The following is a 20,380-nucleotide window of genomic DNA, read 5'->3' as shown; positions in this document are numbered from 1 at the left end:
TGAGGATAGAACGGCCTCCACGGACAGGTGGCCGAGTGGTCGAAGGCGCACGCCTGGAAAGTGTGTAGGCGGGAGACCGTCTCCAGGGTTCGAATCCCTGTCTGTCCGCCACTTGCACATTGCAAATCCGAAAACAGGTCCCTCGCGGGGCCTTTTTCTTTATGCGCCAAAGGGGTTTACAGGGACCATCCGCCCTTCGGAGACTGGCCGTCAGCGCGGGATCGGTCTCCGAACGCCCAACGTCTCTTTCCACCCGCCCTTCGCTCTCGGCGAGACGGATTCAAAATCCCCATATTTTTCAATGATCTGACGAAATCGCCTTGCGCCCCTGTTTCGCTGGTTCCGGCTTGTTTCGATGCAGGCGGAGACGCGACACGGGCGGCGTGGTGGTTCGTAAGGCTTGGGAGTTTCGCGCGAAGTCTCTGATGACAAAAGCAGTTTCACCCGGCAATGGCAACGAGCCAGCCAGGCGATAGATCGGCGCCAAACCTGCCATGACGGCCTACTCCGCGCCTTCAGGTTTGCCGGTCAGTATGGTGTTGATGATGGCGACGTAGCGGTCCGCGAGGTTGCGGACATTCTGGTGCGCGAGGTCAATGATCGCCCGCAACTGTGCGTGGTCCCCAATGGGATCATAGCCATGAGACTTCATATGCTCCTCGATGGCAGCGATCCTGATCGGATTGTCTGCTAGAAATTCGCGAAAGTCCTTTTCAGCCTTCCTCGCATTGCAGGCACGACAGCTGGGAACCAGATTGCCAAGCCGATGCTCGCCGAGTGCATGTTTGTTAATGGGCACGACGTGATCCATGACCTGTTCACGAAAGCGGGTTGATCGGTGAGGTTGGCGCGCTGCGGTTGTCCTGGGGATGGCCGACTGGGTCTCTCGGCTTCTCTGGGCCGCACAACGGCCGACCGATTCGAGGTGCTGCTGTCGCAACGTCTGATCCTGCGCGATCTTGGCGCCTTCATCGATCCTGATGCTATGCGGTGCCGCAGCCTGACCGTGCGCGAGGCCGACCGGCTGCAGACCGTCCCCGATGACTACTTGCTCTTATTGCGAACGTCACCGCGCTAGACCGGACCGGCCGTCAAGTTCGACGCATTTGCTGAAAACCTATGTGGTATCTTTTCTGACCAGAACCAACGCCGATCCATTTGCCAAGCGTTTGTGGCAGGCTCTGCCTGCACCGGAGACAGGTGCAAAAGAGTAGGGCCGCGCATATTTTGATAACGCGCGGCCCTGTTGGGTTCGCCGGGCAATCGTTTACCCGATGATTGCGTTCAGCGTCTGAGAGGGGCGCATCACAGCTGCGGTTTTGGCCGCATCCGTGTGATAGTAGCCACCTAGATCCGCGGCAGCTCCTTGAGCGGCAGCAAGTTCCGAGGTGATCTTTTCCTCGTTTGCGCTTAGCGCTTCTGCGACAGGCGCGAAGTGCGCGGCAAGCTCTGCATCGCTTGTTTGTGCCGCCAAAGCTTCGGCCCAGTAGCGGGCGAACCAATAGTGGCTGTCGCGGTTGTCAGGCTCGCCGACTTTGCGCGATGGCGAATGACCATTGTCCAGAATGCCTTGGGTCGCGGCATCCACCGCCGCCCCCAGCACGCGGGCTTTTTCGTTGCCTTTGGCATCGGCAAGGAAGGTCAGGCTTTCGCCCAATGCGCAGAACTCGCCAAGGCTGTCCCAACGCAGGTGGTTTTCCTCAACCAGCTGCTGAACGTGCTTGGGGGCCGAGCCGCCTGCGCCGGTTTCAAACAGCCCGCCGCCGTTCATCAATTTGACGATCGAAAGCATCTTGGCCGAGGTCGCCAGTTCAAGGATGGGGAACAGATCGGTCAGGTAATCGCGCAGAACGTTGCCAGTGATCGCAATCGTGGTCTCGCCCTTGGTGATCGTCTCGAACGACGCGCGGGTCGCCTCGCGCGGGGCCATGATCTCGAACTTGTCGGCAACGCCCTTGGCTTCAAGGATCGGTTTGACATAGGCGATCAGCTCGGCGTCATGGGCGCGGGCCGCGTCCAGCCAGAAAATCGCGCGGCAGCCTTCGGCCTTTTGGCGATCAATGGCCAGGTTCACCCAGTCCTCAATCGGTGCCTTGCGTGCGGAAGCTGAACGCCAGATGTCGCCCGCCTCAACCGCGTGGCTGTGCAGCACGGTGCCATCGTCAAGGATCATCTTGACGGTGCCTGCTTCGGGGATCTCGAACGTGGTCGGGTGCGAGCCATATTCTTCGGCTTTTTGCGCCATCAGACCGACGTTTTGAACGGTGCCCGCAGTGGCGGGGTTCAGCTTGCCGTGCTCTTTGAAGAACTTGATGGTTTCGTCATAAACCGGCGCATAGGAATTATCGGGGATCACACAGTTGGTGTCCGATTCCTTGCCATCCGGGCCCCAGCCCTTACCACCGGCGCGGATCAGCGCAGGCATGGACGCATCGATGATCACGTCGGATGGGACGTGCAGGTTGGTGATGCCCTTGTCGCTGTCGACCATATACATCGGCGGGCGCGATGCCATGCAGGCATCGATATCGGCCATGATCGCCACGTTGTCTTTGACGCGGGCCAGCAGGTCGCCAAGACCCGAATTCGGGTTCACACCCAGCTCGGTCATCGCAGCGCCGTGTTTGTCGAACACGGGCGCTAGAAAGGCTTTGACCGCGTGACCAAAGATGATCGGGTCAGAGACCTTCATCATCGTGGCCTTCATGTGCAACGAGAACAGCGTGCCTTCGGCTTTGGTTTTCTCGATCTCATCGGCCAGAAACGCATCAAGCGCGGCGGCGCTCATGAAGGTCGCATCAACAACAGTGCCAGCAGGATAGCTGACGGCGTCTTTCAGAACGATTTCACCAGCGGCTGTTTCCAGCACGATCTTGGCGGTGGCATCCTTGGCCAGCGTTGCGGACACTTCGTTCGAGAAGAAGTCACCACCAGACATAAAGGCAACGCGCGTTTTGCTGTCTGCGGTCCAGTCGCCCATGCGATGCGGGTTGTTCTGTGCAAAGCTTTTGACCGCCTTGGCCGCGCGACGATCCGAATTGCCCTCGCGCAGAACCGGGTTCACCGCCGAGCCCTTGAGCCCGTCATACTTGGCGCGCACAGCTTTTTCTTCGTCGGTTTTTGGCGCTTCGGGATAGTCCGGCAAAGCGTAGCCCTGAGACTGAAGCTCTTTGACCGCCGCGACAAGCTGCGGCACCGAGGCGGAAATATTCGGAAGTTTGATCACATTTGCGTCGGCTGTCTTCACCAGACGGCCCAGCTCGGCCAGATCATCGGACTGGCGTTGCGCTTCGCTCAGATATTCCGGGAAAGTAGAGATGATACGCCCGGCAAGGCTGATGTCCTTGGTGCCCACAGACACGCCAGCCGCAGCGGCGAATTTCTGGATGATCGGCAAGAAGGACGCAGAAGCCAACTCGGGCGCTTCGTCCACTTTGGTGTAGATGATATCTGACATAGGAAACCTCCTGAAAGTGAGTTGTCCGAGCTTTACCGGATGCATCTGGAGACGTCTACAGTATACCGTTGTATACGGCGCTAAATGTCAGGATAGGGGCAATTTGTCCCGCGTGATCTCAGCGCTGTGGTGATCAGATCGATGTTCGCAATAGGTAGTTAGTTCGGCTATTCATGCTTGCCCGCGCCACCAAAACCGCGCTGCGCCGCTGCGCGGCAGCCTGAAGCCCAAAAACTACAGGCACCTTTTATGCCGAAAGCCGAGGGGAGAAAGCGAGCGCGCGAAGACGTAGAAACCAGCTTTCAATTGCTATTTCACGTATCGGGAAAAACTGAAAAATTGGGCAGCGTGTTGATAATGCGATGGGTGCAGTGCGGTCTTCACAGTCTACGACTAGGTTTTTGGGCCCGAAAGCAGACCAGACATGTTTCGCTATGTCATAGCCGATATAGTCAATACTTGCTTCTATCAGGGTCACTATTATCCAGTTCCAAGGCCGTTCGCCCGGCTTTTAGGTCAATCAGCCGCGACCAAACGCCGAACTGCGCCCAGCCGACACATCGTCCACCCCGTGACAGCTTGTAGCATTCAACCTTTCAGTTGTTTCGCGCGATCCTCGGCAATTAGCTGTACCGCTGTAACCTTGAGAATGGCGAAGCCTTTGCGAACGTCCTCGTTCTGTGGATTTAGGAAACATTGGAGCGCGATGCCGAACGACGCGGAAAGTATGAAGCGGGCGAGGGCGGCGACCGGAAACCCCGCGACGCTGGTGGTCTTGGGCTCATAATTGGAAATACAGTTTTCGATCATCGTTGCGAGTTGCGATGTGAAGTCTGCGACTTCGGCCTGAAACGGTGCCGACGTCATTGCCACATTGGAAAATTCGAGGAAATTGCGATAGGTGTCGGGGCTGTCGTTCAGAATCGCCTCGTTATAGTCGATGAGCGCGATAATCTGAGCTTCAAGGGACACCAGCCCCTGAAGCCTTTCGCTCAGAGCCGCGATGTAGCCGCTTTGCATGCGCGTCATTACGGCCGAGAACAGGCTGTCTTTGTTGCCATAATAATAGCTGAGCTGGCTAAGCACCACGCCTGCTTCGTCGGCAATCCCCCGCAGCGTGACCGCTCCGCATCCACGTGTTGCGATCGAAGTGAAGGCCGCATCCAGGATACGTTCTGCCGTGGCCTCGCCCTTTGTGAGGGCTGCGGCGTGGCTTGTTGAAGCGCGTGATGTTGTCTGTCTCGGCGGCACCTTCGATCCCCTGCTGAGTTTGCGCGCCACAGAGGTGTGGCAAGCTCGCGTGGTGGGGAAGCTATGCCTTCGCGCCTTCAGCGTCCACCCAGCTTCTTGATGGCTACCCTGACGAGCGCTGTTGCCCCCGCGCCCCCGGCAAGGCCGCCCCCGGCATCGCCCAGCATGGCAAAGAATGAATTTGCATCGCCCACAAGTCCACCGACCAGCAAGCCGCAGGCCAACCCGCCGATAGCTCCGGCGATGATCTTGACGGGCTGTGTGATATCATTCCAACCACGGGAGGTACTGATCATCTGGCCACCGAAGATACCCATGATAATTTGCACGACAAACGTAACGAATATGTCCATTGCGGGTCTTTCCCTCATATGGCGCAAGCGCCGACTTCTGAAATGCAGGGGGCAGGCCACAGTGCCTGGCGCTGTTAGTTTTCTGCGACGGGTTGTACGCGGTGCAGGGCGGCCTGAAGAGCGGTTTCGAAGTGATTGGCAGCGATTGAGAACGATGTGAAGCCTTGCCCGGGCTGCGCTTGGACGGACCCGCTGATCGCCTGCATCTTCGCTGTTTGACAAAGAACTGCCAGATCGGCACCGGTCAACCCGTCTGACGCGGCAGCCAAACCAGCCAGATCAACGTCATCGGCAAGGGGGGCGCCCAGACAGTGCACCTGAAGGATGGCAAGACGGGTTTCGCGGTCCGGCGGGGGCAGTTCAATGACCAGATCAAACCGGCCGGGCCGCAGCAGCGCCTGATCGACAAGGTCAGGGCGGTTGGTCGCGGCCAGAACCACCACGCCTGAATCGCCATCGATTGCATCAAGTTCCAAAAGAAATTGCCCGACCATCCGGTCGCCGATCTGGCCGTCGCCGGTACTTTTCCCACGTGTTGGCGTGATTGCGTCGATCTCATCAAAAAAGATGATCGAGGGCGCAGATTGCCGCGCGCGGCGGAACACCTCGCGGATGCCGCGTTCGGATTCGCCCACCCATTTGGAAAGCAGTTCGGGCCCGCGCGCCACTATAAAGTTCATCTCTGTCGTGGTGCCTACCGCCTGTGCCAACAGCGTCTTGCCGGTGCCCGATTCGCCGGTGAGCAGGATGCCTTTGGGCGCATGGGCGCCAGCATGCTGAAATCGCGCGCCATATAGCAGCGGCCAGTCGAGCGCTTCCTTGAGCTGGCGCTTTTCCTCGCCCAGCCCGCCGATATCTTCCCATCGGGTCTCGGCAATGTCTGATGAAAGCTCGCGCATGGTCGAGAGGCGAAAATTCACCAGCGCCTGCTGGAAGTGAGCCAGCCGGACGAAGAACGGTGATCCGGCGTCCTCGGCGTGTCCATCGCGCGCACAGGCCATACCGGCCTCACGGCAGAGCGCAGCCAGATCCGCGCCAAGAAAGCCATGCGTTACTGCGGCTATCCACTCGAGATCGACATCGGCGGCTAGGGGCATGAAGCGCGTATGAATCTCGAGGATTTCGGCCCGCCCCGCCTTGGTCGGAGGGTTGATCGAAATTTCGCGGTCAAAGCGACCTGGACGGCGCAGCGCGGGATCGACCGAATTGGGCAGGTTGGTCGCTGCCATCACAACAACCTTGCCGCGCGAAGTCACACCGTCCATCAGCGCCAGAAGCTGCCCCACCACCCGTTTTTCGACCTCGCCCAATACCGTTTCACGGTTTGGCGCAAGTGCATCAATCTCGTCTATGAACAGGATCGTGGCGGGGTGTTTTTGCGCTTCCTCGAAAATCTTGCGCAAAAGCTCTTCAGACTCGCCATAGTGCTTTTGGATGATTTCTGGTCCGTTGATCGATAGGAAAAATGCATCGGTCTGCTGGGCGATCGCGCGGGCGATCAAGGTCTTCCCACAGCCGGGCGGGCCATAAAGCATCAGGCCGCGCGGCGCATCGACGCCAAGCTGTGCAAAGATTTCTGGACGGTGCAGCGGCAGTTCGACCATTTCACGGATGCGCGCAACCTCTGCGGAAAGGCCGCCGACATCTTGATATGAGGACCTTCTATTCTGGGGGTCTACGACGGAAATTGATGTGTTCCGATCCGCGACGACCGCCCCAGGGGGGATGGTTTCGACCACGCGCAGCCATGCGCCGCCGTGGTCGACGATACTGCCGCGCATCAACACGTGATCGCCAAGCGCCCGAATGTCCGGCGCCGACACGGGCCGGGGTGCGGGGGGCTCTTCGGTAGTAAAGAAGCGCGCCAGTGAGCTGCCCTCGGTTGGCGCGGCCCGCTGAACAACACCAAACACAATACGCTTGGCAGGTGATAGCGGTGTTGCTTCTACCGCTATCACGTCGCCCTCAGCCGCGCCGACACTGGCCCAGAGCATTGGCCCAAGGGCGAGGCTTCCCTGAGTGATGGAGCCCTGCGTGACAACGCGGCCCGCAGTCCGCGCAATCGCCGTGAGCGCTACGCAATCGCCGTCTTTCCAGCCATGTGCAACCATGTCACTAGGGGGCATTGCCACGGCATCTCGCATCCCGCCTGACACGGCAGGATGCGACGACAGCGTAAACATCGAAGTTTTGCCGTCTTTCATGGTCACCTCTGACGACGGCTGATGGCTTGCCCAATACCTGGCACAGCAGGGATGCGCACGCGCTTGATGTCCTTCACCAGGTACGGACCAAAGGCAAAGGTGAACAAGCCGTAGCTGATGAATGCCACATGGAAGGACCAGTAGCCGTTAAGCGCGAAGACACCTGTCTTGAAGTAGGGCAGGAAGGTCAGCGGCAGGAACGACAGGCCTGAGAACAACGCAAGTGATGCGACCCATTTCGGGACCAGCCCTGGTTCTTCCTTGTCGGTCATGACCATAATGAAGACGGCGATAACCTCGATGGTCGTGATCCAGTAGGTCATGTCAAAAAAGTACCAGCCGATAAAGTGGACCATCTTGATCGTCTCAGGATCGACGACCCCGGCGACTTCTGCGCACCAGGCCCACATCGCAGGGACGAACATCAGCACCCAGCCGGTCAGAAGGCCGCCACAGAGCTGAATAAGAGACAGGATCGGAACCGTCTCGCGGCGCCACATCTGAACGCTCACCTGACATGCCCAAACTAAATAGAGAATACCGAAAGCGGTGGACAGCGATTGTCCAAGCAGGATTCGGTCCTGATATTTCAGGTAGAAGTTGTCGACGAGTTCCTGCGCCGTGAACGACGGATCGGGGGGCGGATAATTGTGCGCCATGACCACCCAAGACAAGCCATACAGCACGACAAACGCCGGGCCGCACCAAGCGCATATTATCTGAATTTTTCGGGTTAACTTTTCATCCATGGCGGATTTCCTAACCTAAGCCAAATTTTGAACGGTCAAAAAAGGACGGTCGACCGATTTTGTTTGTATATAGGACAGGTGTCCAATTGCAAGCTGGGGTTCAGCGTCGGACTCAGGTTGCGTCGGTTCGTCGCAATGCAGCCAACCTCAAACGTTCAGGTCGGTCCAATGTTCACTGACGAAGCCGGGGAGGCCCACACGTAGCCGTGGCTGGCCGCGTGAGAGTGTGATTGTGTGTGATGTACGCAGGTCGTGGGAAATTTGTGTCCCGGTCCGACGGCCTGCCTCTTACAGACTCATGTTTTCATGGGAATGACGACGGCAAGACCGCACTCCATTTCCCCAAAAAGCGTGGAGGTTCGTCGAGGAACAAGCGCTTCGCATTGCGGACTAGGAGAGAATGCGTGGGTGCAACCGAGGATTGCCCGGAGCCGTCAGGTGGTGCGCGCGTGCAAGCGGCCAAACTGCGGGGCGTTGGGGGGGATCCCGGCCAGGTGCAACATGTGCCAGGCCAGCGCCAGATTGCTGGACAGCACCGGAACCCCGATCCGAGCTTCCGCCTGCGTCACGATCCCGGCCGTGCGCAGGTTGGTGCACGAGACGATGATGGCATCACAGGGGCCACGATCGGCGAGGTTCTCAATCGCGGCGAGGATCGATGCCTCGCTGATCCGCGCCACCACGCGGTCGTCGGATTCCTCGAACGAGCCAAAGGTGACAATCTGATTGCCTGCTGCCTCTAGTCGCGCCTGCATCCGGGCGGACACCTCTGGGACATAGGGCGTTAGAAATCCAATCCTGTGGGTGCCAAGCACATCGCAGGCAGCGATCAGCGCGCTCAGAGGGTCGGTCACGGCAACATCGGGCAGGGCAGAGTGTACGGCGTCCCGCACCCCGTCGGGGCCGATCACCGTCGCAGCAGAGGTGCAGCCATAGCCGATCACGTCGAACGGGGCCGAGGCAGGCAGCAATCCCGCAGCTGTTGGCAGGTCGGCCTTCATCTTCATCAAGGTGTCGGGCTGCACCTCAGTGTTCATCGGAATGCGGCTATGATACAGTGCCACGCCCGGACGCGGTAAAAGCTGGGCCAATTCTGGCTCCAGCGTTTCGTCGGTTTGCAACACGATCACCCCAAGCTTGGCTCTGGTGCCAATACCGGCGTCGGGCTTGAAATCGAGCTTCATCGGGGTCTCTCCAGTCAGATCACAGGTAATTCGGGGGCGGCGCGGGTCGTCAGCACGCGCGGCGCGCCGTTTTGGATGACGATATTTTCCTCGTGCACCATCATTCGACCATCCCCATAGCCAAGCGAAGGCTCCAGCGTTAGCACCATGTTCTCCGCAAGCACAGTGGTGTCGAAGGCGGCGTGCGACGGCCATTCGGTCAACTGCATCCCGAGCCCGTGCCCGAGCCGCCCAACATCGCCGCCTGCACTGTCCATTTCCGCGATCACTGTCTGCATGGCGGTGAACAGGTCGCGGCACGTGGCGCCGGGGCGTGCGGCCTCGATCCCGGCTTCGGTTGCGCGCCACAGGGTGTCATAGGCGCGGCGCGACAGGTCATCGGCGCGGGTGATGGCGAAGTTGCGGTCGAAATCGCAGAAGTACCCGTCATAGGTGGCGCCGGTATCCAGCATCAAAATATCCCCCGCCTGCAAAGGCCGGGCCGAGGGGGGCGAGATCACATCATGATAGCCGCCCTGATCCGCACCGCCAACCAGATAGGGCACATCGTCGGCCCCCTGCGCCAGCAGTTCACGGCGAAATTCGCGAAAGGTTTCGCTCAACGGTTGGCCCGCTTGGGCCAGTTCAGGCAATCGGGCAAACCCATGCGATCCGATCCCGCAGATATGGGCGAGTTTGCCGATTTCCGCCTCGGATTTTACCATGCGCATCGCGCGGATGATCGGCGTGGCATCGGTGATCCACAGGCCGGGAAGCGAGGTTATCAGCCGTTCATAGTCGCCCAGCGGCATCCGCAGGCTGGTCTCGTGCCCCATCGGCAGCCCCAGCCGCCCGCCCTGTTGGGCTAGCGGTGCCAGCAGTTCTTGCAGTAGGGAAATGCCGTCATCTTCGGGAGAGGGCGAGCTCCAGCAACGGATGTCGTCGATCCAGGTCTGGCGCATCAGCGCGGCGCCGATTTCGGGGATCACCGCGATCGGTTTACCGTTGGCGGGCACGAACAGGAACCACGGTCGCGTGGGGCTTTGCCAGAACAGCGTGTGGAAGCCGGTGAAATAGCGCACCTCGGCCTCGGTCATCAGCAGCATTCCGGCAAGGTCCTGCTGTGCCATCAGGATTTGGGCGCGGCGTAGGCGCGCCTGATATTCAACCGGGGCAAAGCCGCGGGGTGCGGCGTCAGCCATCTGCGCGCTCGCGCATGAGCGCTGCGAAAATGTCTGGATCGGTCACGCCCTCAGACCCGATCAGCAATACACGAGAGGTTGGTTTCAGCCCGAGTGCGGCGCGCAGCGGGGCCTGACGTGCCGCAGCGATCAGCCCGGCCAGACCCGCGACGCCGCTTTCGCCAGCCTCGATCGCCGGATCAATGCCGATGGGGCGGGCAAGGCGGCGGATCGTTGGGCCGATCAGGGTGTCGGGAATGGTCAGGTAGTCCCGCGCCAGCTCTGACAGGATGTCCCAAGCCATGCCCGAAGGTTCGCCGCACGACAGCCCTGCCATTATGGTTTCGCTCTCGATCTGCACCGTGGTGGCCCGGCCCTGTCGGGCGCTTTCGATGAGGCAGGCGGCCAGTTCTGGTTCAACCACGACAACGCTGGGGGCGTCAGCGCCCCAGTATTGCACCAGCCCGGCCGCGACAGATGCGGCCAAGCCGCCAACCCCGCCTTGCAGGAACACATGGGTCGGGGGGCGGTCCATCGCATCGCAACATTCGCGGGTCATCACGCCGTAGCCCGCCATCACATCGCGCGGCGGATCGGTATATCCGGGCCAAGAGGTGTCAGAGACCACGAACCAGCCATGCGCGGCGGCCTCGTCACGGGCTAGTGCAACGGAGGCGTCGTAGTCGCCCGCGATGCGGATCACCTCGGCACCCAAGGCGCGCATCGCCTCGGCGCGGGCCTCACTGACCTCGGCATGGATATAAATCCGGCAGGGTGCGCCGAACCGCTGACATCCCCACGCCAGCGAACGCCCGTGATTGCCATCGGTGGCCGATACAAGCGTGATCTTGGCGGCCTCGGTGGCAAGGGCACCGGTGCGGATGTCCTCCATCGTCACATCGCGGCCCAAGGCGGCAGAGATCTGTCGTTGCAGTACCCTGAGCGCGGCATAGGCGCCGCCAAGCGCCTTGAAGCTGCCAAGGCCAAAGCGCGGGCTTTCGTTTTTGTACAGAACCTCGTTCAGCGACAGGTCATCGGCCAGCTGTGGCAGCGATACAAGCGGCGTGGGGGCGTAGCCCTCCCAGCAGGTGATTTCCGTCATAGCACGGTCGAAATCAGCAGGCGTGATCACCCGCGTGGCGGCATCGCCGGGAGTGGGTTGGGCGGCGAAATGCGTAAGGCGGGCGTCGTCGAAAATTGTATAGGGCATTGGGCCTCCGACTGGGGATGGGGCGAACCTATACCAACCGCAGGAATGTTCCACGAGTTTTGCGGGTGCACGTGCGAATTTCGCCGTACCCAAGCGCTATTGTCGGAAAACCGACCGAGGCGGGCAGGGGCGGTCCTCGCCTCCGATCACGATCAATCGCCTGCCATTTTGGTGTTTCAGAGCTAGCTCTGTGGTCATTTGGGCAGATATCTGTGGTTCGGCGACTTGAAAGCCGACTCTCGCCCTTATCCCCCGGAATGTTCATATGAATATCAATTTGATTTCATATCGACGTTACAATGCACTCGTACCGCTGGCTGAAAGCAAGGACCAGCCCCGAAATGACCGACATCAGCGCAAAACTTTCGACGCGGCAATTCCAGATCCTCGAGCGGGTTCAGGCTGAGGGGTATGGCGCGATTGATGCCTTCGCGGCCGAGTTCGCGGTCTCGACGCAGACGATCCGGCGCGACGTGAATGCGCTGTGCGAAACTGGTGAACTGCGCCGGGTGCGCGGTGGGGTCGAGCCGATGCCCGCCAGTCAAAACCAGTTGTATGCCTCGCGGCAAATTCTCAACGCGGGCGCAAAGCGCCTGATCGCCGAAGGGGTGCGGCCCCAGATCGCGGATGGGGCGACGCTGGCGATCTCGATCGGCACAACGCCGGCAATCGTCGCGCGCTCGTTGGGCGACCTGGAGGATCTGACCATCCTCACCAACAATCTGAACATTGCGATGTGGGCCTGTGAGCGTCCGGGCTGGTCAGTGCGTGTTCCTGGTGGGCCGCTGCGTGCGGGCGACCGCGATATCCTTGGGCCCGAGGCGTTGAGCTTCTTCAACCGCTATCAGGTGGATGTCGGCCTGTTCGGGGTTGGGGGCGTGGCCAGCGACGGCACGCTGCTGGACTTTACCGAGGACGAGGTCGGCGCTCGGATGGCAATACTTCGGAACAGTCGACGCTCGTTTCTGGTGCTGGATCACAGCAAGTTCGGGCGCGTTGCCCATGTGCGCGGCGGCCATATTGGCGATGTTTCGGATATTTTCTGCGACCGCGCCCTGCCGGTCGAGATCGCGCAGATAGTGGCGCCCGGCGAGTCTCGCTTCACTCTGTGCGCGCAGGCTGATCAATGAGCGGTCGTAGTATCTCTTTGCACGGTGTGTGCAAAAGCTGGGGTGAAAACCAGGTACTCAAGGATATCAGCCTTGAGATCCCCGAGGGCAGCTTCACCGCGCTGCTTGGGCCTTCGGGGTGCGGGAAATCCACGCTGTTGCGGATCATCGCGGGGCTGGAAAGCGCCAACTCCGGACAGGTGCACATCGGCGAGGCTGATATGACCGCAGCTCCGCCCGATCAACGCAACCTGTCGATGGTGTTTCAATCCTACGCACTGTTCCCGCACCTGAATGTGGGGGACAACATCACCTTTGGCCTGCGCACCCGGCGCGTTCCCAAGGCCGAGCGCGCCGCGAAGCTTGAAGCCACGGCAGACCTGTTGGGCCTGTCCCCCTATCTGGATCGCAAACCTGCCGAGCTGTCGGGCGGGCAGCAGCAGCGGGTCGCGCTGGCGCGTGCTGTGATCGCCGATCGGCCCGTTTGCCTGATGGACGAGCCGCTTTCGAACCTCGATGCCAAGCTGCGCCAAACCATGCGGACCGAGCTGCGTTCGTTGCAACGTCAGTTGGGTTTTACCATGGTCTATGTGACCCATGATCAGGTCGAGGCGATCACGATGGCCGATCAGGTGGTGTTGCTCAACGAGGGGCGCATCGAGCAGGTCGCCGCGCCGCGCGATCTGTATGAATGTCCGGCGTCGCCCTTTGTGGCGCGCTTCATTGGCACGCCACCGATGAACATCCTGCCCGCGATGGCGCTGGGGCCGAAGGGGGCCGAGCTGGAGCGGCTGGCGGGTTGTGGCCTGTTGATCGGGATCCGCCCAGAGGCGTTGAGCCCTTGCGGCCATAGCTCGCTGCGGATGCGGCTTGTTGCGCACGAATATCTGGGGGCTGACCTGTTGCTGCAAGGCGATCTGGGCGCGGCGCCGCTGGTCGTGCGGGTCCACAGCCAAGGCTGGCCCGAAGCAACCGCGGATCTGCCCCTCGCGGTGCGGCCTGACGATTTTCACCTGTTTGATGCGACCTCTGGCCAGCGTGTGCACTTGGCCAGTCTCGCATCGTTCCTGACCGACTGGGGTGTCCCGGCGGCTGCGGCGGGCCACCACGCGCCCGCCACCCCACTTCAACCCGGCGTCGATGCGCCATTTATCACTCAAAAGGACCACTGACATGCTTGCCTTCTCACTCAAAAGCGTCGCCGCGTCCGCGGCCATCGCGCTTGCTTCGGCCCTTCCGGCTGGTGCCGTAGATCTGCAGTTCTATTTCCCCGTCGCTGTTGGCGGTGGTGCCGCTAACACCATCCAGTCGCTTACGGACGAGTATCTGGCCGCACATCCCGATGTGAAGATCGACGCGATCTATTCGGGTTCGTATCAGGATACGATCACCAAAGTGATCACTGCCGCCCGTGGCGGCAACGCGCCCCAACTGTCGGTCGCGCTTTCGGTGGATATGTTCACCCTGATCGAAGAAGACATGATCGTGCCGTTCGACGATTACCTGACCTCGGACGAGGACAAAGCATGGCTGGCCGGTTTCTATCCTGCATTCATGGAAAACAGCCAGACTGGCGGCAAGACCTGGGGCATCCCGTTCCAGCGGTCAACGCCGGTTCTGTACTGGAACAAGCAAGCCTTTGCCGAGGCCGGTCTTGACCCCGAAACCCCGCCAGCAACCTGGGAAGAAATGGTCGAGATGGGCCAGAAGCTGACAAAGAAAGACGCCAACGGAAATGTCACGCAATGGGGCGTGCGCATTCCGACCTCGGGCTTTCCCTATTGGCTGTTCCAGGGGCTGACGACGCAGAACGATGTGATCGTCGCCAACAACGAGGGCAACAAGACAAACTTTGACGATCCCAAAGTTGTCGAGGCGCTGCAATATCTGGTGGATCTGTCCGGCAAATACGGCGTGATGGAGCCTGGCATCGTTGAATGGGGTGCCACGCCCAAAGCCTTCTTCGAGGGTCAGACCGCGATGATGTGGACCACCACAGGCAACCTGACCAACGTCCGCACCAACGCACCGTTCGACTTCGGTGTGGCGATGCTGCCTGCAGGCAAACGTCGCGGCGCGCCCACGGGTGGCGGTAACTTCTATCTGTTCAAAGGCACCTCGGATGCGCAGATGCGCGCGGCTGTGGACTTCATCCAGTGGATCACCGCGCCCACGCAGTCGGCCAAGTGGACCATGGCAACGGGCTATGTCGCGCCGCGCCCCGAAACTTGGGAAACCGACACGATGAAAGCCTACGCTGCCGAGTTTCCGCCGGTTCTGGTCGCCCGTGACCAGCTGGAATTCGCCGTGGCAGAGCTGTCGACCTATGAAAACCAGCGCGTGACGCAGATCTTCAACGACGCGCTGGCAGCGGCCATCACCGGCCAAAAGGATGCGGCAACCGCGCTCAAGGATGCACAGGCGCAGGCCGAAGCGATCCTCAAGACGTACCGCTAAATACAACCGGCAGCGGGGCGGGCCAAACTGGCCTGTCCCGTTCCAACCCCGGAGGGATAAGATGAGCCGTCGTCACTGGATTCAGGCTTGGTTGTTATTGCTGCCAGCGATGGTTTTTCTGATCGCCTTCACCCATGTTCCCGCTGTCACCACGATCTGGAACAGCTTCTTTTCAACGCCGCGCGGCCGCCGCCCCAGTGTTTTTGTCGGGCTAGACAACTATGAACGTCTGGTCGCTGATCCGGTGTTCTGGAAGGTTCTGGGCAACAATCTGTGGTTCGCACTGGGTACAATCCCGATCTCCATCCTGTTGGCAATCGTGATGGCGCTATTTGTGAACCGCCAGTTCCGGGCACGCGGCTTGGTGCGGATGGCCTATTTCACGCCGACAGTTCTGCCGCTGATCGCGGTGGCGAATATCTGGTTGTTTTTCTATACGCCGGGCTTTGGCCTGATTGATCAGATACTTGGCTGGCTGGGCTTTGGTCAGACCAACCTGCTTGGCAGTCCCGATACCGCGCTGCCTGCGCTGATGGCAGTGACGATCTGGAAAGAGGCGGGGTTTTTCATGATCTTCTACCTCGCGGCGCTTCAATCCATCCCGCCCTCGCTGACCGAGGCGGCGCGGATCGAGGGCGCAGGCAGCTGGCGCATCTTCTGGCAGATCACCTTTCCGCTGATGATGCCCACCACTCTGTTCGTGTCGGTCAATGCGGTGATCAATTCGTTTCGCATGGTCGATCACATTTTTATCCTCACCGGTGGCGGGCCTGACAACGCCTCGTCGTTGTTATTGTACTATATCTACGAGACCTCGTTCAGATATTGGGACACTTCTTACGGCGCGACACTGACCGTGGTGATGATTGCACTTCTGTGCCTGATCGCCATCGGACAAGTGTTTTTCCTTGATCGCAAGGTGCACTACAAATGACCGGGTTTGACCGCCACCTGCAAACTTTCGGCGCGCTGATCCTGGCCGCACTTTGGGTTCTGCCTCTCGCCTATGCGATCTGGACCGCGATTCACCCCGCCGCCTATGAGGCCCACTTCGTCCTAAACGCCCCCCTGACCACGGATAATTTCGTCAAAGCGTGGAATGCGGCGCCGTTCGCGCGTTATTTCCTCAACACCTTTGTTCTGGTCACCGCGATCCTGGCGGCGCAATTCATCCTGTGTACGCTGGCCGCTTATGCCTTTGCCCGTTACCGTTTTCCGGGGCGGGGGTTTTTGTTCTTTCTGGTGTTGTTGCAATTGCTGGTCATGCCCGACATCCTGATCGTCGAGAATTATCGCATGATCCATAGCTTGGGGCTGGTCGATACGATCACTGCGATCGGGTTGCCCTATGCCGCCTCTGGCTTTGGCATCTTTCTGATCCGACAGACCTTTCTGACCATCCCGACCGAACTTGACGACGCCGCGCGGATCGAGGGGGCCGGTCCGCTGACGATTCTGTGGCGGGTCTATGTGCCGTTGGCCCGACCGACTTATCTGGCCTATGGGCTGGTGTCCGTCAGCCACCACTGGAACAATTTCCTCTGGCCGCTGATCGTCACCAACTCGGTCGAGACCCGGCCCGTGACCGTCGGATTATCGATTTTTTCGACCATCGACGCCGGGGTTGAATGGTCAGTCATCAACGCGGCGACGCTGATGACCTCGGGCCCCTTGCTGATTGGCTTTTTATTGTTTCAGCGCCAGTTCGTTCAGAGTTTCATGCGCGCCGGGATCAAATAACGCATTCGGAGCGCATGATACTTCCGCGTCTTGGCTTGCCGTCAAACGTGACGATCTGGCCCCGACGCAATACCGCGTTGGCCGACATGCCGGTTCGGCCACGTCCGATCGCTTGGGGGGCGTGACGGGGGGGAACTTTCGCCCCTGATTGCCCGTCTAGAGGCGCTTGGGCGGGCCTTCTGAGGTTGGTGTTCTCAGCCCACCGTGGTTTTTCGAAATGTTCACTTGAGCGTCATTGAGGTTCATATGAGTGTTACGGAATCGCTCTATTGCAGCGCAAGAGGCGACAATATCGTCTCTTACATCAACCGACATCTGTCCCGGCGCAGGCCTTTCTGCCACCGGGCCTGGGAGAGCGATATGACGTTCAAGACTGTTATCATGGCAACTGCGATGACCGCCGTTGCAACCACCAGTGCAATGGCCGCCGATAAGGCCGAGGTGCAGTTCTGGCACGCAATGGGCGGCGCGTTGGGCGAATTGACCGACAAATTCGCTGCTGACTTCAGCGCCAGCAGCGACACCTGCCACATCAACGCCACGTACAAAGGCAACTACACCGAGAACATGACCGCAGCGATAGCCGCGTTCCGTGCGGGCGAGCAGCCCCACATTGTTCAGGTATTCGAAGTTGGCACCGCCACCATGATGGCTGCCGAAGACAAAGGCGCGGTTTATCCTGTCTACAAACTGATGAAGGACGCTGGCATCGACTTTGACCAGTCGGCCTATCTGCCCGCCGTTATTTCCTATTATACCGACACTGAAAATAACCTGCTGTCGCTGCCATTCAACTCCTCCACCCCGGTTCTGTGGTACAACAAAACCGCGCTGGACGCCGCAGGTCTTGCCGTTCCCACCACATGGGACGAAGTCGAAGCTGCCGCCCGCGCGCTGAAGGCCAATGGCGTTGCCAAACCCTTCTCGTTTGGCTGGCAGTCCTGGACCCAGATCGAGAACTTCTCAGCTTGGCACGACATCGAGATGGGCACCAAGGAAAACGGCTTTGGTGGTCTGGACACCGAGTTCACCTTCAACAACGACGCTGTTGTAAACCACATCCAGCGCATCGCCGACATGGGCAAAGAGGGTCTGTTCGTCTATGGCGGTCGTCGCGGTGACAGCCGTGGCATGTTCACCAGCGGTGAAACTGCTCTCTGGATCAATTCCTCAGCCTATTATGGTGGGTTCAAGAAGGACATCGCCGATTTTGAATTCGGCCAGACCATGCTGCCGCTGGATACTGCGATTGCAGACGCACCGCAGAACTCGATCATCGGCGGTGCGACCCTCTGGGTTCTGAACGGCCACGATGCGCCCGAGTACAAGTGCACCGCCGAATTCTTCCAGTACCTGTCGGAGCCGGAACAACAGGCAATGTGGCATCAGAACACCGGCTATGTTCCGATCACCACTGCCGCCTATGAGCTGAGCAACACGCAAGGGTTCTACGAGACCGATCCGGGCACCGATACGGCGATCAAGGAACTGAGCCTGAACGCGCCGACCCCCAACTCCAAAGGCGTGCGTTTCGGTAACTTCGTTCAGATCCGTGACGTCATCAACGAAGAGCTTGAGGCTGTTTGGGCTGGCGACAAGGATGCCAAAACCGCGATGGATACCGCAGTTGAGCGGTCGAACGCGCTGCTGCGCAAGTTCGAAGCCGCCAACTAACACGGGAAAGTCGCGGGCCGGTATCACTCCTGAGCCGACCCGCTTCTCCAGCGCCGCCCCTGCACTTCGGTGTGGGGGCGGACAGACATGTGATCGAGCCCCATGCAAAAACGCGTCATATTCCGCTCGGCCTGGTTGCCGTATCTGCTGCTCCTGCCGCAGATCGCTGTCACGCTGATTTTCTTTTTCTGGCCCGCCTATCAGGCGCTCGAAAGCTCGTTCTTCATTGAGGATGCGTTCGGGTTTTCTCGCGATTGGGTCGGCCTGCAAAACTATGCCGAACTGTTCCGCGACGAGGGCTATATCCGCTCGTTCCGCACTACGCTGGTGTTTGGCCTGTCGGTCGCTGCATTGTCGCTCAGCGTCGCGCTGGTGCTGGCGGTCGCGGCCAATCGGGTGCTGCATGCGGCAACGGCATACCGGACGTTGCTGATCTGGCCCTATGCGGTGGCACCGGCCTTGGCGGGCGTGATCTGGTATTTCCTGATGAACCCCTCGCTTGGAATCGTCGCGTATTGGCTTAAGCTGATGGGGTATGACTGGAACCACTACGTCAACGGCGATCAGGCCCTGTTGATGGTCATCGTCGCCGCCGCGTGGAAGCAGGTCAGCTATAATTTCCTGTTCTTCCTAGCTGGGCTGCAATCCATCCCAAAATCCATGCTAGAGGCGGCCGCGATCGACCGGGCAGGGCCCATGCGCCGATTCTGGAGCATTACCTTCCCGCTGTTGACGCCGACGACCTTCTTCCTGCTGGTCGTCAATCTGGTCTACGCCTTTTTTGAGACCTTCTCGCTGATCCACGCCACCACCGAGGGTGGGCCGTATGACAGCACCTCAATCCTGGTCTTCCGAGTCTACAATACCGGTTTCGTCGGTCAGGATTATGGCTCCAGCGCGGCCCAGTCGGTGATCTTGATGATCATGGTCGTGCTGATGACCTTTTTCCAATTCCGGTTTGTTGAAAGAAAGGTGAACTACTGATGGTCGAGAACCGCCCCTTTCTCAGCTTCGTCACTCATGTCACGCTGATCGTTGGCGTTGGATTTTTGTGCTTTCCGGTCTGGATGGCGCTCGTCGCGTCGTCGCATGGGCCAGAGGCGCTGAGCCACAGCCCGATCCCACTGTGGTTCGGGGATCAGATGTGGCAGAATTATTCGGATCTGCTGTTTGGCGGCATGCCCCAGGTCGGCGGCGTTCCCGTGGGCCGGATGATGCTTAACAGCCTATGGATGGCGTTGGGGATCACGATCGGCAAGATCTCTGTCTCGATCCTCGCGGCCTTTGCGATCGTCTATTTTCGCTTTCCGTTCCGGATGATGTTCTTTTGGATGATCTTCGTCACTCTGATGCTGCCGGTCGAGGTGCGGATCCTGCCGACCTTTGATGTGGTCGCAAAGCTGGGCATGTTGAATACCCGTCAGGGCCTGATCATTCCGTTGATGGCGTCGGCCACGGCCACCTTCCTGTTCCGGCAGTTCTTCATGACGATCCCGGATGAGTTGGTCGAGGCCGCAAGGATAGACGGCGCCGGGCCGCTGCGCTTCTTCTGGGATATCCTGCTGCCACTCAGCCGTACCAATATCGCGGCGCTGTTCATCATCCTCTTCATCTTTGGCTGGAACCAGTACTTGTGGCCGTTGCTGATCACTGCTGACGAAAGCCAATACACTGTCGTGATGGGCATTCAGCGGATGGTTAATTCGGGCGAACAATTGCCGGTCTGGCATTACATCATGGGCACCGCGATCCTTGCGATGATCCCCCCGATTTTGGTGGTGGTTGCGATGCAAAAGCTCTTTGTCAAAGGGCTGGTCGAAAGCGAGAAATAA

The 20,380-nt window shown here is 59.7% G+C and carries 17 protein-coding genes and 1 tRNA gene; 9 read left to right on the top strand and 9 right to left on the bottom strand.

Annotated elements, in window-relative coordinates:
* The first annotated feature begins 21 nt into the window (after positions 1-21).
* Positions 22-111: transfer RNA gene (locus BSF79_RS15790), tRNA-Ser, on the top strand.
* Positions 112-502: 391 nt separating this feature from the next.
* On the opposite strand, the gene BSF79_RS15785 is transcribed toward BSF79_RS15790, so the two are convergent.
* From BSF79_RS15785 to BSF79_RS15745, 9 genes are all read right to left on the bottom strand, one after another.
* Positions 503-811 carry an HNH endonuclease gene (locus BSF79_RS15785; RefSeq protein WP_090270786.1) on the bottom strand — a complete coding sequence of 103 codons (309 nt, stop codon included), beginning with the start codon at positions 809-811 and terminating at the stop codon, positions 503-505.
* Between the two features lie 456 nt (positions 812-1,267).
* Positions 1,268-3,457, bottom strand: coding sequence for an NADP-dependent isocitrate dehydrogenase (locus BSF79_RS15775; protein WP_090270784.1), 2,190 nt, complete (start codon positions 3,455-3,457; stop codon positions 1,268-1,270).
* 588 nt (positions 3,458-4,045) lie between these two features.
* Positions 4,046-4,738 (bottom strand): TetR/AcrR family transcriptional regulator, encoded by a 693-nt coding sequence (locus tag BSF79_RS15770; protein WP_175545354.1) that lies wholly within the window; start codon positions 4,736-4,738, stop codon positions 4,046-4,048.
* A gap of 47 nt (positions 4,739-4,785) precedes the next feature.
* Positions 4,786-5,061, bottom strand: a complete 276-nt coding sequence (locus BSF79_RS19835; protein WP_175545353.1) for a hypothetical protein — start codon at positions 5,059-5,061, stop codon at positions 4,786-4,788.
* A 74-nt stretch (positions 5,062-5,135) separates the two neighbouring features.
* Entirely contained in the window at positions 5,136-7,265 is a 2,130-nt protein-coding gene (locus tag BSF79_RS15765; RefSeq protein ID WP_217650091.1) for an AAA family ATPase, read from the bottom strand.
* Between the two features lie 2 nt (positions 7,266-7,267).
* Entirely contained in the window at positions 7,268-8,014 is a 747-nt protein-coding gene (locus BSF79_RS15760) for a hypothetical protein (protein WP_090270782.1), read from the bottom strand.
* 434 nt (positions 8,015-8,448) lie between these two features.
* Positions 8,449-9,198: a maleate cis-trans isomerase family protein gene (locus BSF79_RS15755; RefSeq protein ID WP_090270781.1), complete on the bottom strand. Its 750-nt coding sequence runs from the start codon at positions 9,196-9,198 to the stop codon at positions 8,449-8,451.
* 14 nt (positions 9,199-9,212) lie between these two features.
* Positions 9,213-10,379 (bottom strand): M24 family metallopeptidase, encoded by a 1,167-nt coding sequence (locus BSF79_RS15750; protein WP_090270780.1) that lies wholly within the window; start codon positions 10,377-10,379, stop codon positions 9,213-9,215.
* A complete protein-coding gene (locus tag BSF79_RS15745) occupies positions 10,372-11,568 on the bottom strand; it encodes a diaminopropionate ammonia-lyase (RefSeq protein WP_090270779.1) in 1,197 nt (398 codons plus the stop codon). Before BSF79_RS15745 ends, BSF79_RS15750 begins: the two co-directional genes overlap by 8 nt.
* A gap of 341 nt (positions 11,569-11,909) precedes the next feature.
* On the opposite strand from BSF79_RS15745, the gene BSF79_RS15740 reads away from it, so the two are divergent.
* The 8 genes from BSF79_RS15740 to ugpE all read left to right on the top strand — a co-directional run bounded on the left by BSF79_RS15740 (position 11,910) and on the right by ugpE (position 20,380).
* Complete coding sequence (locus BSF79_RS15740; RefSeq protein WP_090270846.1) at positions 11,910-12,698, top strand: DeoR/GlpR family DNA-binding transcription regulator; 789 nt, start codon at positions 11,910-11,912, stop codon at positions 12,696-12,698.
* Positions 12,695-13,849, top strand: a complete 1,155-nt coding sequence (locus BSF79_RS15735) for an ABC transporter ATP-binding protein (RefSeq protein WP_090270778.1) — start codon at positions 12,695-12,697, stop codon at positions 13,847-13,849. The genes BSF79_RS15740 and BSF79_RS15735 overlap by 4 nt, the downstream gene beginning before the upstream one ends.
* A gap of 1 nt (position 13,850) precedes the next feature.
* Positions 13,851-15,134 carry an ABC transporter substrate-binding protein gene (locus BSF79_RS15730; protein ID WP_090270777.1) on the top strand — a complete coding sequence of 428 codons (1,284 nt, stop codon included), beginning with the start codon at positions 13,851-13,853 and terminating at the stop codon, positions 15,132-15,134.
* Between the two features lie 61 nt (positions 15,135-15,195).
* Positions 15,196-16,068, top strand: a complete 873-nt coding sequence (locus tag BSF79_RS15725; protein WP_090270776.1) for a carbohydrate ABC transporter permease — start codon at positions 15,196-15,198, stop codon at positions 16,066-16,068.
* Complete coding sequence (locus BSF79_RS15720) at positions 16,065-16,874, top strand: carbohydrate ABC transporter permease (protein WP_090270775.1); 810 nt, start codon at positions 16,065-16,067, stop codon at positions 16,872-16,874. The genes BSF79_RS15725 and BSF79_RS15720 overlap by 4 nt, the downstream gene beginning before the upstream one ends.
* 360 nt (positions 16,875-17,234) lie before the next feature.
* Positions 17,235-18,548: a sn-glycerol-3-phosphate ABC transporter substrate-binding protein UgpB gene (gene ugpB, locus BSF79_RS15715; RefSeq protein WP_090270774.1), complete on the top strand. Its 1,314-nt coding sequence runs from the start codon at positions 17,235-17,237 to the stop codon at positions 18,546-18,548.
* A 102-nt stretch (positions 18,549-18,650) separates the two neighbouring features.
* Complete coding sequence (gene ugpA, locus BSF79_RS15710) at positions 18,651-19,532, top strand: sn-glycerol-3-phosphate ABC transporter permease UgpA (RefSeq protein WP_090270773.1); 882 nt, start codon at positions 18,651-18,653, stop codon at positions 19,530-19,532.
* Positions 19,532-20,380 (top strand): sn-glycerol-3-phosphate ABC transporter permease UgpE, encoded by an 849-nt coding sequence (gene ugpE, locus BSF79_RS15705; RefSeq protein ID WP_090270772.1) that lies wholly within the window; start codon positions 19,532-19,534, stop codon positions 20,378-20,380. Before ugpA ends, ugpE begins: the two co-directional genes overlap by 1 nt.

Source organism: Thalassovita taeanensis (assembly GCF_900110775.1).
In the GTDB taxonomy this organism is placed as follows: Bacteria; Pseudomonadota; Alphaproteobacteria; order Rhodobacterales; family Rhodobacteraceae; genus Litorimicrobium; species Litorimicrobium taeanense.
The sequence above is the reverse complement of the archived record's forward strand: the minus strand, read 5'-3'. Positions and strand labels throughout refer to the sequence as shown.